This window comes from Pseudomonas sp. FW305-E2 (assembly GCF_058782925.1).
Map to the genome: position 1 here is coordinate 43,956 of NZ_JBYSYE010000026.1, position 14,679 is coordinate 58,634.

Genomic DNA, 14,679 nt, shown 5'->3' on the forward strand with positions numbered 1-14,679 from the left:
CTCATACCTACAAGAAAAGCAGGAGCGTTGCGCGTGAATACTCCCTTCCCGATCAATCAGGTGGCTGTGATAGGTGCAGGCACCATGGGCCGCGGCATCGTCATCAGCCTGGCCAACGCCGGGCTGTCGGTGCTGTGGCTGGACTGCAACGCGGCAGCGCTCGAAGCCGGGCTGGGCATGGTCAGCCAGGCCTGGGCCCAGCAGGTGGATAAGCAGCGCATCACCCCGGCCCAGGCCGAAGCTTGCCTGGCGCGTGTGCAGGCAGTGGACGGCTATCCGGCGTTGGCGGAGGCCGACCTGGTGATTGAAGCGGTGTATGAAAACCTGGCGCTCAAGCAGGAAATCTTCCGTGCACTGGATGCACACCTCAAGCCACGTGCGATCCTGGCCAGCAACACCTCGGCGCTGGACATCGACGCGATTGCCGCCGTCACCCAGCGGCCGTCCCAGGTCCTGGGGCTGCACTTCTTCAGCCCTGCGCATGTCATGAAGCTGCTCGAAATCGTGCGTGGGACGCACACCGATCAGAAGGTGCTCGATGCCGCCAAAGCGCTGGGCGAGCGCATGGGCAAGGTGGCGATAGTGGCAGGCAACTGCCCTGGTTTCATTGGCAATCGCATGTTGCGCAGCTATGTGGGCGAAGCGCGCAAGTTGCTGCTTGAAGGGGCGTTGCCACATCAGGTGGATGCGGTACTGCAGCAGTTCGGCTTCGCCATGGGGCCGTTCCGCATGTACGACGTGGTGGGCATCGACCTGGAGTGGCGCGCCCGGCAGTTGGCCGGGCAAGGCATGCACGACCCGCTGGTGCAGGTCGATAATGCGCTGTGCGAGCTCGGCCGCCTTGGGCAGAAGACCGGGCAGGGCTATTACCGCTATGTCCCCGGCAGCCGGCAGGCCGAGCATGACCCGCAGGTCGACGCGTTGGTGCTGCAGGTGTCTCAGAACCTTGGCTACCGACGTCGGGGCATCAGTGCCGAGGAAATCCTCGAACGGTGCCTGCTGGCACTGGTCAACGAAGGGGCGAAGGTTCTCCAGGAAGGTATCGCCGCCAGCAGCAGCGACATCGACCGGGTCTGGCTCCACGGCTATGGCTTCCCGGCTGCCACTGGCGGGCCCATGCGCTGGGCTGACGAGCAGGGGGCGCCGTTTATCCTGGCCCGGCTGGAATACCTGCAGGGCGTGCTTGGCGAGCATTGGCGCCCGGCAGGGCTGCTCTACTCACTCGTGGCCGGTGGCAAGCGTTTCGAACCGCGCGGGGAGGTTCAGGCATGAACTACCAGGCGCCCCTTCGTGACATGCGTTTCGTGCTGCATGAACTGTTCGACCTGAGCGGACATTGCCAGCAACTCGGTATCGAACTGGACCGCGACACCCTCGACGGCATCCTTGAGGAGGCCGCACGCTTCACTGGCCAAATCATCGCACCACTCAATCGCAACAGTGACGAACAGGGCTGCCAGTGGGTGGGCGGCGAGGTCACCACCCCGGACGGCATGCGGGACGCCTATCGGCAATACGTCGAACATGGCTGGGCCAGTATGACCGGGCCGCAGGCCTACGGTGGCCAGGGTTTGCCGCAGATGGCATCGGCCAGCTTCCATGAAATGCTGATGGCAGCGTCGTTGTCGTTCCGCATCTACTCCGGCCTGACCGAGGGCGCGGTCCTGGCGTTGCATCGCCATGGCAGCGAGCCACTCAAGCAGGCCTACCTGAGCCGTATGGTCAGTGGCGAGTGGGCCGGCACCATGTGCCTGACCGAGCCGCAGGCCGGCACCGACCTGGCGTTGCTGCGTACCCGCGCCCAGCCGGAAGCGGACGGCAGCTATCGCATTACCGGCAGCAAGATATTCATCAGTGGTGGCGAGCAGGACCTGACCGACAACATCGTTCATCTGGTACTCGCGCGCTTGCCTGATGCGCCGGCCGGTGTCAGGGGCATCAGCCTGTTCCTGGTGCCCAAGCTGTTGCCCGGTGGCGAGCGCAATGCGCTGGGCTGTGGGGCGCTGGAGCACAAGATGGGCATCAAGGGGGCATCGACCTGCGTGATGAACTTCGACGGTGCCCAGGGCTGGCTGGTGGGGGAGGCCAACCAGGGCCTGGCCTGCATGTTCACCATGATGAACGATGCCCGCTTCCAGGTCGGCCTGCAGGGGCTTGGTATTGCCGAGGCCGCTTTTCAGGGAGGGCTGGCCTATGCCCGGGAGCGTCTGCAGTCGCGCTCGCTTGCCGGGCCGGTGGCAGCGGAAAAGCCTGCCGATCCGATCATCGTCCATCCAGACGTGCGGCGCATGCTGCTGACCCAGAAGACCCTTACCGAGGGCTGTCGCATGCTGGGCATCTACACCGCTCGGCAACTGGACCTGGAGCATGCTGCGAAAAGTGCACCGGCGCGCCAGGCCGCAGCTCGGCGGGCGGCGTTGCTGATCCCTATCGTCAAGGCGTTCTTCACCGACGTCGGTCAGGAAGTCGCCAGTCTTGGGGTGCAGGTGTACGGCGGTCACGGCTACATCCGCGAGTGGGGGATGGAGCAGTTGATGCGCGATAGCCGCATCACCCAGCTTTATGAAGGCACCAACGGCATACAGGCCCTCGACCTGATACGCCGCAAGGTCCTGGGGGACGGCGGGGCCGAGCTCAATCTGCTGATCGACGAAATGGCGCCGCACGTCAGGGCTGCCAATGCGCGCGACGGCCTGCAGGCCATGGCGACGGCCGTGGGGCAACGTTTGGAGGAATGGCGCGTCCTGGCCGCCCATGTGGTCGAGGCCTGTCAACGCGACCCCCAGGAGTCAGGGGCAGTGTCGGTTGATTTTCTTGCCTACTCGGCCTACGTGCTGTTGGCGGCGATGTGGTTGCAAGCGGCGGTGTGCGCTGAAGCGACGCTTTCCGCCGGCAGCGCGGAAACAGCCTTCTACAGGGCCAAGCTTGACGCCGCGACGTTCTACTGGCGGCGGCTCCTGCCCCGCGCCACTGCTCACCGCGAGGCCCTGCTGGGTGGCGCGGACTGCCTGATGGCGCTACCGGCGAGCGATTTCGCGTTCTAGCGCACGGCAAACCACACGAACAAGGAGAGTGCGATGCAGCCTTTCAGCTTTGCCACCACTGCGCAGATCCTCTGCGAACCCGGCGCGGTGCAGCGCCTTGCAGGTCTGTGCCGTGAACGCGGTGCCAAGCGTGTATTGATCGTCAGTGACCCGGGTATCGCCCGCCTTGGCATGCTTGATGACCTGCTGCCGGGGTTCACGGCAGCCAAGGTCGGTGTGGCGATCTTCAGTGAGGTTACGGCCGACCCTAGCGAGGCATGCGTGCTGGCGGCCGCCCAGCGCGCCCGGCATATCGGCGCCGACCTGGTGGTGGGGTTCGGCGGCGGCAGCTCGATGGATGTGGCCAAGCTGGTTGCGCTGCTGGCCCACCGCGACTGTTCGCAGCCCATCGCCGAGCTGTACGGCATCGACAGGGCCAAGGGCCGCCGGCTGCCGTTGATCCAGGTGCCCACCACGGCAGGTACCGGTTCGGAGGTGACGCCGATCGCCATCGTCACCACCGGTGCCACCACCAAGATGGGCATTGTTTCGCCGCTGCTGTTGCCAGACCTGGCAGTGCTCGACGCCGTCTGTACCCTCGGCCTGCCATCGGCGGTGACGGCTGCTACCGGTATCGACGCCATGGTACATGCCATCGAAGCCTATACCAGCCGCCTCAAACGTAACCCGCTGTCCAGTCTGCTGGCCCGTGAGGCGCTGCGGCTGCTGGCGGATAACCTTGACCAGGCTGTGCACAATGGCGGCAACCTGCAGGCCCGCCAGGCCATGCTGCTGGGGGCTTGCCTGGCCGGCCAGGCCTTTGCCAATGCACCGGTGGCGGCGGTGCATGCCCTGGCCTATCCGCTGGGTGGGCACTTTCATGTTCCCCATGGCCTGGCCAACGCGCTGGTGTTGCCGCATGTGCTGCGCTTCAACCTGCCGGTGGCGGCAGTGGACTACGCCGAACTGGCCGTGCCGCTGCTGGGGGCCCGTTTGCAGCCCGGTGATCAGCGCCAGCAGGCAGAACAATTCGTGGCCGAGCTGGCCGCGCTAGGTAGCCGCTGCGGGTTACCGGACCGCCTGCGCGACGCCGATGTACCGCGTCATCGGCTTGGCCAGCTGGCCGAAGACGCGATGCAACAGCAGCGCCTTTTGGTCAATAACCCGCGTGAAGTCACCCAGGCCGATGCGCTGGCCATCTATGAGGCAGCCTACTGATGAGCGACATCCGGCAACGTGAACACTATCGGCACTTCACGCCTATAACCACCCGGTGGCACGACAACGATGTCTATGGCCACGTGAACAATGTGGTCTATTACAGCTTTTTCGACAGCGCCGTAAACCGCCTGCTGGTGCGGGAGGGCGGGTTGGATATCGACCAGGGGAGGGTGATCGCGCTGGTGGTCAGCTCCGCCTGCGACTACCAGGCGCCGGTGGCCTTCCCGCATGACATCGAAGTGGGCCTAGTGGTGGGCCGGTTGGGCAACACCTCGGTGCACTATCAGTTGGCTGTGTTCCTTGCCGGTCAGCCATTGGCCTGCGCCACCGGCCGCTTCGTCCATGTATTCGTCGACCGCGAAGGGCGGCGCCCGGTGCCGGTACCTGACTGCCTGCGGCGCGTGTTGAGCGAACTGCAGCCCCTATCCCCTGAGGAACAGCCATCATGAAAGACGCCGTGATCGTCGCCACTGCTCGCACCCCTATCGGCAAAGCCATGCGTGGCGCCTTCAACGACCTGAAAACCCCCAGCATGACGGCTGTCGCTATCCGCGCCGCGGTAGAACGTGCCGGTATCGAACCGGCGCAGGTCGATGACCTGGTGCTGGGGACTGCCATGCAGAGCGGCACTGCCGCGATCAACCCGGGTCGGCTGTCGGCGCTGGCCGCCGGCCTGCCCCAAACGGTCAGCGGTCAGACCGTCGACCGCCAGTGCGCTTCAGGCCTGATGGCCATTGCCACGGCGGCGAAGCAGATCATGGTTGATGGCATGCAAGTGACCATTGGCGCAGGCCAGGAGCAGATCAGCCTGGTGCAGCAGGTGCACAACCAGCTGGCCAGTGAGGCTTACGACCCCGCAGTGCTGCGCATGAGCGAGCACGCCTACATGCCGATGTTGCAAACGGCCGAACGGGTGGCCCGGCGTTATGGCATAAGCCGCGAAGCACAGGATGTCTACGCCCTGCAGTCTCAGCAGCGCACGGCGGCGGCGCAGGCGGCAGGGTTGTTCGCCGCTGAAATCGTGCCGGTCACCGCACGCAAGAAGGTGGTGGACAAGCTGACAGGTGTTGTCAGCCATGAAGAGGTGCGCCTGATCCAGGACGAAGGGAACCGACCGGCGACGACCCTGGCCGATCTACAGGGGCTCAAGCCCGTGGTCGAAGGCGGTTGTGTCACGGCCGGCAATGCCAGTCAGTTGTCCGATGGCGCCAGTGCCTGCGTGCTGATGGAGGGCGCGCTGGCGGCGCGCTCGGGCATCGCAGCCCTGGGGCTTTACCGCGGTATCGCCGTGGCTGGCCTTGCCCCCGAGGAAATGGGCATCGGCCCGGTATTGGCGGTGCCCAAGCTACTGCGCCAACAGGGCCTGACGGTAGACGATATCGGGCTATGGGAGCTGAACGAGGCGTTTGCCTGCCAGGTGCTGTATTGCGCCCAGCAGTTGCAGATCGACCCGGCGAAACTGAACGTCAATGGCGGCGCCATTGCTATCGGCCACCCCTACGGCATGAGCGGCGCGCGGATGGTCGGCCATGCCTTGCTGGAGGGCAAGCGACGTAAGGTGAAGTACGTGGTCGTGACGATGTGCGTGGGCGGCGGCATGGGCGCAGCAGGCCTGTTCGAAGTGCTTTAGGCCGGTATCCAAGGCCAGCCCATGGCGCTGACCGGGACGCAGGCGCAACCCGCGCCCACGGTGTCCCGGCCAGGGCTGGTTATGAGCCTACAGCAACCGCGTGGCGCGAAGCTGGCTGTGGCAATTGGCGGAAGCCTTCACGGATGGCAGCGATCAGTTCCGCGTCCTTGACGGGGCACAACCCGGGGAACGGTTTGTTGGCATGGGTGAGCACGGCTTCGACGCTTTCCTGGTTATCCAGGTAAACCTGCCTGATTGCCTGGCTTTCCAGGTCCTTGCTGTTGCTGCAGTTCAGGGCGTGGTGAATGGCGAGCCCGGCGCCAAACGCCAGGGCCGGGGTTGCAATACCGTGCTTGCGGGCAAGGTCGATGCTGCTGAGGATGCGTTCGTTGCGTTGCAGCTTGCGCAAGGGGTCGCGGCCTACCCGGGCGCAGGGGTCTTTGAACGAGGTTTTGCAGCGCTCGAGGAATGCCTCGGCAAAGCGGCTGACCACCTCGGCCATCTGTGGGTATTCGGCCACCAGTGCGGGCGCGACCTCCTGGCGAATCAGGCGCTCGGCCAACTCACTCACCCGCGCATCGCCCATGCCCTGGCCGACCCAGGCATGGCCCAGCAGGCTGGCGTACCAGGCCACGATGGCATGCGGGCCGTTCCACAGGCGGTTCTTGATGATCTGGATCTGGGCGATGTCTGGCACTGTCTTCACCTGGCGCAGGCGTTCGAGCAGATCGCTGCCGCGTTCGGCGTAAAGCGGCATGTCGGCTTCGCTGTTGAACAGCACCAGATGCAGCTGGCTCATGGCGCTGCTGGGCTGTGCAAAGGGCCTGAAGTGGCCGATCAGCCGTTCGTACTCCGGTAGCGGCGCTGAAGGTTTGCAGGTGCTTGCGGGCTCGTCTTCCAGGCTGTTCTGGAACATCTGCGACTTGATGCGCAGTTGCCGCACCAGCGCGTCATTGCCCAGTTTGGACACGATGCGGCTGACCACCGTTTCGGCGAAATGGGTCTTCTGCAAAACCTGCTCGCTGATCGCAGGCGGGCACAGTAACGCCAGCTCGGCTTGCACATGACGCCGCACGAACGCCGCACCGCCAACCTTGTTCAGCACGATCAGCAGGGTCAGCTCGCGGCCTCGGCGCTCGAAGCGTTGCAGCAGGCCTTGGGCGATCACCCTGGCCTGGCTTCTGATGGCCTGCTCGGGCAGGCTGAGGCCGATGATTTCGGCAGTGGTGTACATGCTGATGACCGCGTCGTCATCGTCCATGTCGATCATGCGCACGTTGTCGATGGTCTGGTCGAACGATGTGGCACCGTAGCGCACGCTGTAGCGGCCGAAGGCGCTGACGCTTTCGCGCAGCATGCGCGAGCGGGTTGCGGCAATGATTTCACGCGGTCGGGTGTAGCCGTCCCAATGGGAAAATACCTGCGTCAGGTAACCGCCGCCGATGGCGCCGAAACCATGAATGCCCACGCTGAACTGGTTCATCGAGGCCGGGAACGGCTCGCTCAATGCAGGCATGCCCAGGTCGGGTACGCACTCGCTCAGGTCGGCGAGAAACGCATGCATGCTGCGGTAGGCTTTGAGCGCGCCCGCCTTGATTTCCGGCGCAGGCGGCTTGATGTCCTCGATCAGGATCGCCTGCCCTTCGGCGCGCATCGCTGACAGCATGCCGTTTTCCGAGTCCTCGACCATGAAGCACTGGCCCGGCTCGCAATTGAGCGCGCGGGCGGCTTTCAGGAAAATCTCGGGGTGGGGTTTGCCTTGGCCGACTTCATCGCCACAAACGGTGATGTCGAAGTACTTCAGCACGTTGGCGTTGATCAGGTATTCCTCGGCGATGGCACGGCGGCTGGAGGTGGCCACTGCCATGGTCAGGCCCGACTTGCGCAGGCGCTCCAGCACCTCCAGCAGGCCGGCCTTGATCGGTACGCCGTGATTGCGCACGTACTCCAGCTCAAGTTCATCGGCGCGTTGGCGGATTTCGGCGTACGGGAAGTCGTCGCCGTTATGCGCCTTGGCAAGGGCTTCGGCCTTTTTTGCGCTCAGGCCCAGCGAGCCAATCAAGGTCTGCTCGCTCAGCGCTTTGCCGAAGATTTCCAGAGACGCTTGCTTGAGTGTCTTGAAGCGCAGGCGCTCGGTGTCGAAGAGGGTGCCATCCATATCGAAGATGGCGCTGAAAATGTGTTTACCGTGAAAGAAAAGCATTGGCTGTTGCCCCTTGTCGTTGCGTCAGGCATCCCGCCTGCAACAGGCGAGAACGGTGTGTGAGCTGCAGTGCAGGCAGTCAGGTCGGGGGCACACGTTCGACAGGGGGACGCTCAGGAGTGACGCAGAGGTAAGGCGGGGCGGAGCGGGGCGTGCAGAGGAGGTTGGCAACCGTTGAGGTGAGGCGGGTGGCGCGTTTGGCCTTGAGGTCACGCCCACTGGCTGCAGTCGGTTTTGCAGGCAGTGGGCGCAAATAGCGATGGATACGTGTGATTCCAAGCATGAGGTGCTTTGCTTCCTTTTCGTCATGGGTGATCCTTTTTCAGCCTTGCACGTATGCGCCGCGACATGCAAGGCTTGGCCTCCCGCTCGCATTGCGCAACAAGGTGAACCCCAATGACCCAAGCTACCGACCAGGCCTTTTACGATCGCGCCGATGCGCACATCGAACTGGCGAACCAGCAGATCGAAAAGTTCGAAGACCTGGGCAAGGTCAGCGCCTCGCTGACCTTCGGTGCCGCGCGCTTCAGCGCCTGGATGAGCGCCCGCAGCTTCAAGAACGGCGCGGAGCTGGGCGCGGCACGGGAAGAGATTCTGAAGTACTTCTGCGATCAGTACCGGATGATGCTCGAGGACAACCTCGATGAGCATATCGAGCATTTTGACCGGTACATGCTGGGTAAGAACGACTAGTTTCTGTGCGAGATCGCGAAAGTTTCATCCAATGAAACGCGTGAATTATCGTGCATGTAGGCCTTTTGATGCATTGCTTTCACTTTATGCCTTATGGAACTCTGCGTAAAGCGAGAACCAATGATTCTGACAACCCATTAACAACGGGTTCGTTCTGTTGTGGCTGTGCAGGGGCGGTGTTTGTGAGCAATTTAGGAGGGTAGGTGACCCTTTCAAAACCATACTCTTCAAAATATTTATCAACACGAGCATAGTTTCTCTCGCGACCGTCATCCAGCCATGGGTCGATTCTTAAATCACCTTTTGTGTAAACAATCTTGCCCGCAAGTTGATCGCGCAGGACAGGATGGGGAAGAGCGTCATGTTTCCCTTTTTTGCCTTTTGCTTTTATCAAGAAGTGTTTGTAGGTCCCATCTTCCTGCTTTTTGTACACTGAAAAGTTTCCTTTCCAGTATTTTAAAAATGGTTTGAGTGTCTCCTTAGGTATCTTATGTTGTTTCAGAAATTGAGTAAGACCTGTTTTACGCCAAGGCATCATTAGCTTAATGATGCTTATCCGGCCTGATGGGTCATGCCTGTTTACCGGATCGCCCAGGCAATAACAGTATGTATTTACCCCACCCTGCCCAAACGGGCTCAACGCGTCTGGACTGAGAAATCGCATCAAGGCAGGGCTATAGTAGCGATGACCCTGGCCAAGACTATACGATTGTAAAATCTCGTCCTTCCACTCGCCATTGTACCCTAAGCACGCGTCTGGCCTGGCCCACAGTTCCCCGTAAGCTGTATACGACAGCGGCTGTTTCTTCATTCGCCTCTCGTCGACAAATATTCGGTAATTAAAGTGTTCACCTGTGTGTTTCACGTCAGAATGCTTCCTAACAGTGCGCCTGCACATAACCTGCTGCAGACAGCCTTTATTAGCAACTGGCAGTTTTACTAGATTTTGTGCGCGCCGCTTCCTTCAGCGATTTGGCCATTTCTGCAGCAGGATCGAAACGAATTTCTCCGCAGCCGGCGACAGCGATGCGCCGCGCCGGTACACCAGCCCTAGCGTGCGGGTGACTTGCGGCTCGATCAACGGCACGCTCACCAGCGTGGGGTGGTCGGCATTGGGCATGGCCAGGCTGGGCATGGCGGACACGCCCAGCCCGGCCTCGACCATGCCCAGCGACGTGGACAGGTGTTGCACTTCGTAGAACCACTTGGGCCGCAGGTTGAGCCCGGACAACGCATGGTCCAGCAGCATGCGGTTGCCACTCAGGCGGCCGACGCCGATCAGGCGGTAATCAGCCAGCTCTGTCCAGGTAACGGAGGCGCGGTTCGCCAGTGGGTGGTCACGCCGGCAGGCCAGTACAAAGTGCTCCTGCACCAGCGAGACAAACTCGATGTCCGGGTGCTGGCCGCTCATCATGTTGATGCCGAAGTCGGCTTCGCCGCGCAGCACGGCTTCGAGCCCGTCGTTGGCGCTAAGGTCCAGCAGGCGAATACGGATTTTCGGGTATTGCTCGTTGTAATCGCGGATCACCGACGGCAGGAAGTAGAACGCCGCGGTAGGGATGCAGGCGAGGGTAACCTGACCGGTCTGGCGCTCGGCCAGTTCGCGGATGCTGAGGATCGAGTCTTCAAAATCATCCAGCAGGCGCCTGGCCTTGGGCAGGAAGTCGCGGCCCACGCTGGTCAGGCTGACCCGGCGAGTGGTGCGTTCCAGTAGGGAGGTGCCCAGGCCTTCCTCCAGCTTCTTGATCCGCCGGCTCAGGGCCGGCTGGGACAGGTGAAGCGCTTCGGCGGCCTCATGAAAACTGCCAAGTTCGGCGATTTTCACGAAAGATCTGATGTCTTGCAGCTCATATTCCATAAGAAAACCTTCGACTGGCCTGGCGCTTTATTTATGTCTGAATCGCAATAATAGCTACGATATTTGCATTGGATTGATTTATCCATCCCTGTCACTCTTTTGCTCACAGCATCAATGATGTCCATTGATCAACAAGAGTGCGAAATCATGCAACGAATTCCTTGCGTACTCATGCGCGGCGGTACCTCCAAAGGGCCGTTCTTCCACGCCTGGGACCTGCCTGCCAATGTGGTCGAGCGCGACGAATTGCTGATCAACCTGATGGGCTCTGGCCATGAGCTGGAAATCGACGGCATCGGTGGCGGCAGCCCGCAGACCAGCAAGGTGGCGATCATCAGCCCGTCATTGCACGCCGACGCCGACGTCGACTACCTGTTCGTGCAGGTGATGGTCGCACAGCGCCGGGTCGATACGGCCCCCAACTGCGGCAACATGCTGTGTGCGGTTGGGCCATTCGCCATCGAACAGGGGTTGGTAAAAGGCCAGGAAGGCAAGACCTTGGTGCGCATCCGTAACCTCAACACTGGCACCTTCGTCAATTCGTTGGTCGAAACGCCCGGCGGTATCGTGCGCTACGAAGGCCGTACGGCGATCGATGGGGTGCCGGGCACTGCCGCCCCGGTGCACCTGACCTTCCTCGACGCGGTCGGCAGCAAGACCGGCAAGCTGTTCCCCACGGGCAAGGCCCAGGACGTGATTGATGGCGTGCCGGTGACCTGCATCGACATGGCCATGCCGATGATGGTGGTGGAGGCCAGCCAGTTGGGTGTCAGCGGCTCGGAAACCCCGGCTCAGCTGGACGCCAACAGCGCGCTGCTCGAACGCCTGGAAGCGTTGCGGCTGAAGGCCGGAAAGGCCATGGGCCTGGGCGATGTCAGTGGCATGGTCATCCCCAAGCCAGTGCTGGTGTCCAAGCCGCGCTACGACGGCACGCTGCAGGTTCGCTATTTCATGCCGCACAACTGCCATCGTGCCTTGGCGATCACGGGAGCGGTGGGGTTGGCGACTGCCTGCGTCAGCCCTGGCACCGTGATTGCCGACCTGTTGGGCGAAGGCGCGCAGCAACTGGCCGAGGTCCGCCTGGAGCACCCAAGTGGCGGCATCGATGTTGCGCTGACGCGCAGCGGTGCCGAGGGCCAGACGATCCAGGCTTCGGTGGTGCGAACCGCCCGACGGCTCTTCTCAGGGTTCGTCTACGCCCCTACATTCCGCAGGTTGGCCGGGTAGCTCCAGGCACCAATCCAGACCTGCTCATTCGTAACAAGCGCATCCGCACAATTTCAACAATGGGTGATGCCATGAGACTCGCCAAATCGCTGTATTTCCAGATTCTCTGCGCCGTCCTGCTGGGCGTGGTGGTCGGACACTTCTGGGCGCAACAGGCCGTGGCCCTCAAGCCGCTGGGTGATGCGTTCATCAAGCTGATCAAGATGATGATCGCGCCGGTGGTGTTCTGCACCATCGTCACCGGCATCGCCGGCATGACCGACAAGCGTTCCCTGGGGCGCTTGATGAGCAAGACCCTGCTGCTGTTCCTGGGTTTGACGGTGGTCAGCCTGGTGATCGGACTGGCGGCGGTCTATCTGTTCAAGCCAGGTGCCGGCATGAACATCGATCCTGCTACCTTGAGCACAGCGGGCCTGAGCCAGTACACCGCGTCGGCCGCCAAGCTGAGCGTGGTGGACTTCTTCATGCACATCATCCCGGACACCTTCATCGGTGCCTTCAACAAGGGTGAGGTCTTGCCGGTGCTGTTCATCGCCGTACTCAGCGGTTTCGCCCTCTCGTCGATGGGCGAAAAGGGCAAGCCGGTACTGGACGTGCTGGAGTCGGCCTCGACCATGGTGTTCCGCATCTTCGGCTACCTGATGCGCTTTGCCCCGGTCGGCGCTTTCGGCGCACTGGCATTCACCGTGGGCCAGTACGGCATTACGTCCCTTGGTGCGCTGGCCAAGCTGGTGGGGACGTTGTACATCGCCTGCGCCTTCTTCGTGCTGGTGGTGCTCGGTGGCATCTGCCGCGCCCATGGCTTCAGCCTGTGGAAGTTGCTGCGCTATTTCCGCGAAGAGTTCCTCGTCGTGCTGGGTACTTCCTCCACCGAGCCGGTGCTGCCGCGCATGCTCGAGAAACTCGAGAAGCTTGGGTGCAAGAAAGGCGTGGTTGGCCTGGTGCTGCCCACTGGCTACTCGTTCAACCTGGACGGTACTGCGATCTATCTGTCGTTGGCAGCCGTCTTCATCGCACAGGCCTGCAACATCGACCTGAGCCTGGGCCAGGTGGTCACCATGCTGGCGATCATGCTGCTGTCCTCAAAGGGCGCGGCAGGTGTCACCGGCAGTGGTTTCGTGGCCTTGGCCTCGACCCTTACCGTGATCCATGACATTCCCCTGGCCGGCCTGGCCCTGTTGATCGGGGTCGACCGCTTCATGTCGGAAGCCCGTGCGCTGACGAGTCTTGCCAGCAACGCTGTGGCGACGGTGGTGGTATCGCTGTCGGAAAACGCCTGTGACCGCCAGACGTTGCACAGCCGCCTGAACGGCGAGCCGGTGGTCACCCCCGTCGCTGAATCGGCCGACTGGGTCGCCGAACCACACCGCCACGGCTGAGCCTCGACACCCTCAAGCTTTTCACAGGCCCCCACCAGGCGTTGCCGGGTGGGGGTCAGGGGGCCGTCTGCGCTGCAGGGGGCCACATAGACAATAAAAACAAGAGAACAAACCATGCTCGCACTTCTGGGCCTGATCATGGTGGTGACCTTCACCTACCTGATCATGAGTAAACGCCTGTCACCGATCGTCGCGCTGACCATCGTGCCGATTGTTTTCGCCCTTATTGGCGGTTTCGCGCCAGACCTGGGCAAGATGATGCTCGATGGGCTGAAAATGGTCGCACCGTCTGCCGCGCTGCTGCTGTTCGCCATCCTGTTCTTCGGCCTGATGATCGACGCCGGCCTGTTCGACCCGCTGATCCGCAAGATTCTCAAGCGGGTGAATGGCGACCCGATCAAGATCGCTATCGGCACCGCTCTGCTGTCGCTGCTTGTGGCGCTGGACGGTGATGGCACCACGACTTACATGATTACCTGCGCTGCCATGCTGCCGCTGTACAAGCGCATCGGCATGAACCCGATGATCCTGGCGACCGTATCGATGCTGTCATTGAGCATCATGAGCGGCATGAGCCCGTGGGGTGGTCCCGCCACCCGCGCCATTGCCGCGCTCGGTCTGGATGCGACCGAGTACTTCATTCCGATGTTGCCCACCGTCATCGGTGGGGCGGCGTGGGTCGTGTTCACCGCCTACCTGCTGGGCCGTGCCGAGCGCCGGCGTATCGGCAATATTGCCCTGGAGTCCGGTGGCGGCAACTGCTACATCAAGGAAATCCTTGGCGACAACCCGCACAAACGCCCGCGCCTTGCCTATGTGAACCTGGTGCTGGTGATCGCCGTGATGACCGCGCTGGTGCTGGGGCTGATGCACGCGGCCATCCTGTTCATGATCGGTTTCGTCGCCGCACTGATGATCAACTACCCGCAGCTGGACCTGCAGAAAGAGCGCATCCTCGCCCATTCGGGCAACGCCATGACCGTGGTGCTGCTGGTGTTCGCCGCAGGCATCTTTGCCGGTATTTTCTCGGGTACCAAGATGGTCGATGCATTGGCCCAGACGCTGGTGGACTGGATTCCGGATGCGTGGAGCCACTGGTTCCCGCTGGTGGTGGCGCTGACCAGCATGCCGCTGACCTTCGTGCTGTCCAACGACGCGTACTACTTCGGCGTTGTGCCGATCCTGGCCAATGCCGCGGCCGCGTACGGCATCGACCCTGTAGAGATCGCCCGCGCTTCGGTGCTGGGGCAGCCGGTGCACCTGATGAGCCCATTGGTAGCCTCGACCCTGCTGCTGGTGGGCATGGTCGACCGCGACATCGGCGACTTCCAGAAAGCCACCGTGAAATGGGCCGTGCTCACCTCGTTGGTGATCACAGCGCTGGCGCTGCTGACCGGCGCCTTGTCCTTCATGGTTTGAAGCACCCAGGGCGCCGCTCGGCGCCC

The 14,679-nt window shown here is 62.3% G+C and carries 12 protein-coding genes; 9 read left to right on the forward strand and 3 right to left on the reverse strand.

Going from position 1 to position 14,679, the window contains the following annotated elements; all coding sequences use genetic code 11:
* The first annotated feature begins 33 nt into the window (after positions 1 to 33).
* The 5 genes from AC3WLP_RS18505 to AC3WLP_RS18525 are packed head-to-tail and all read left to right on the forward strand — an operon-like array spanning position 34 to position 5,874.
* Positions 34 to 1,272, forward strand: a complete 1,239-nt coding sequence (locus AC3WLP_RS18505) for a 3-hydroxyacyl-CoA dehydrogenase (RefSeq protein WP_088513119.1) — start codon at positions 34 to 36, stop codon at positions 1,270 to 1,272.
* Complete coding sequence (locus AC3WLP_RS18510; RefSeq protein WP_088513120.1) at positions 1,269 to 3,044, forward strand: acyl-CoA dehydrogenase C-terminal domain-containing protein; 1,776 nt, start codon at positions 1,269 to 1,271, stop codon at positions 3,042 to 3,044. Before AC3WLP_RS18505 ends, AC3WLP_RS18510 begins: the two co-directional genes overlap by 4 nt.
* Positions 3,045 to 3,077: 33 nt before the next feature.
* Positions 3,078 to 4,241: an iron-containing alcohol dehydrogenase gene (locus AC3WLP_RS18515; RefSeq protein ID WP_088513121.1), complete on the forward strand. Its 1,164-nt coding sequence runs from the start codon at positions 3,078 to 3,080 to the stop codon at positions 4,239 to 4,241.
* A complete protein-coding gene (locus AC3WLP_RS18520) occupies positions 4,241 to 4,693 on the forward strand; it encodes an acyl-CoA thioesterase (protein WP_088513122.1) in 453 nt (150 codons plus the stop codon). The genes AC3WLP_RS18515 and AC3WLP_RS18520 overlap by 1 nt, the downstream gene beginning before the upstream one ends.
* Positions 4,690 to 5,874: an acetyl-CoA C-acyltransferase gene (locus AC3WLP_RS18525; RefSeq protein WP_014753993.1), complete on the forward strand. Its 1,185-nt coding sequence runs from the start codon at positions 4,690 to 4,692 to the stop codon at positions 5,872 to 5,874. The genes AC3WLP_RS18520 and AC3WLP_RS18525 overlap by 4 nt, the downstream gene beginning before the upstream one ends.
* 79 nt (positions 5,875 to 5,953) lie before the next feature.
* On the opposite strand, the gene mtlD is transcribed toward AC3WLP_RS18525, so the two are convergent.
* The gene (mtlD, locus tag AC3WLP_RS18530) at positions 5,954 to 8,077 is read right to left on the reverse strand and encodes a bifunctional mannitol-1-phosphate dehydrogenase/phosphatase (protein WP_014753992.1); all 2,124 of its coding nucleotides are present in this window, start codon (positions 8,075 to 8,077) and stop codon (positions 5,954 to 5,956) included.
* Positions 8,078 to 8,473: 396 nt separating this feature from the next.
* Between mtlD and AC3WLP_RS18535 the strand changes: the two genes are divergently transcribed.
* Positions 8,474 to 8,770 (forward strand): DUF3144 domain-containing protein, encoded by a 297-nt coding sequence (locus AC3WLP_RS18535; protein ID WP_014753990.1) that lies wholly within the window; start codon positions 8,474 to 8,476, stop codon positions 8,768 to 8,770.
* A gap of 91 nt (positions 8,771 to 8,861) precedes the next feature.
* On the opposite strand, the gene AC3WLP_RS18540 is transcribed toward AC3WLP_RS18535, so the two are convergent.
* Positions 8,862 to 9,581, reverse strand: coding sequence for an RHS repeat-associated core domain-containing protein (locus AC3WLP_RS18540; protein ID WP_085983054.1), 720 nt, complete (start codon positions 9,579 to 9,581; stop codon positions 8,862 to 8,864).
* Positions 9,582 to 9,734: 153 nt separating this feature from the next.
* The gene (locus tag AC3WLP_RS18545) at positions 9,735 to 10,628 is read right to left on the reverse strand and encodes a LysR family transcriptional regulator (RefSeq protein WP_003247268.1); all 894 of its coding nucleotides are present in this window, start codon (positions 10,626 to 10,628) and stop codon (positions 9,735 to 9,737) included.
* Positions 10,629 to 10,775: 147 nt separating this feature from the next.
* Between AC3WLP_RS18545 and AC3WLP_RS18550 the strand changes: the two genes are divergently transcribed.
* The 3 genes from AC3WLP_RS18550 (at position 10,776) to AC3WLP_RS18560 (ending at position 14,653) form a co-directional block, all read left to right on the forward strand.
* Positions 10,776 to 11,855, forward strand: coding sequence for a 4-oxalomesaconate tautomerase (locus AC3WLP_RS18550; protein ID WP_003247270.1), 1,080 nt, complete (start codon positions 10,776 to 10,778; stop codon positions 11,853 to 11,855).
* Between the two features lie 71 nt (positions 11,856 to 11,926).
* Positions 11,927 to 13,234 carry a dicarboxylate/amino acid:cation symporter gene (locus tag AC3WLP_RS18555; protein ID WP_012053211.1) on the forward strand — a complete coding sequence of 436 codons (1,308 nt, stop codon included), beginning with the start codon at positions 11,927 to 11,929 and terminating at the stop codon, positions 13,232 to 13,234.
* A 114-nt stretch (positions 13,235 to 13,348) separates the two neighbouring features.
* Positions 13,349 to 14,653: a CitMHS family transporter gene (locus AC3WLP_RS18560; protein ID WP_014753984.1), complete on the forward strand. Its 1,305-nt coding sequence runs from the start codon at positions 13,349 to 13,351 to the stop codon at positions 14,651 to 14,653.
* Positions 14,654 to 14,679 lie beyond the last annotated feature (26 nt).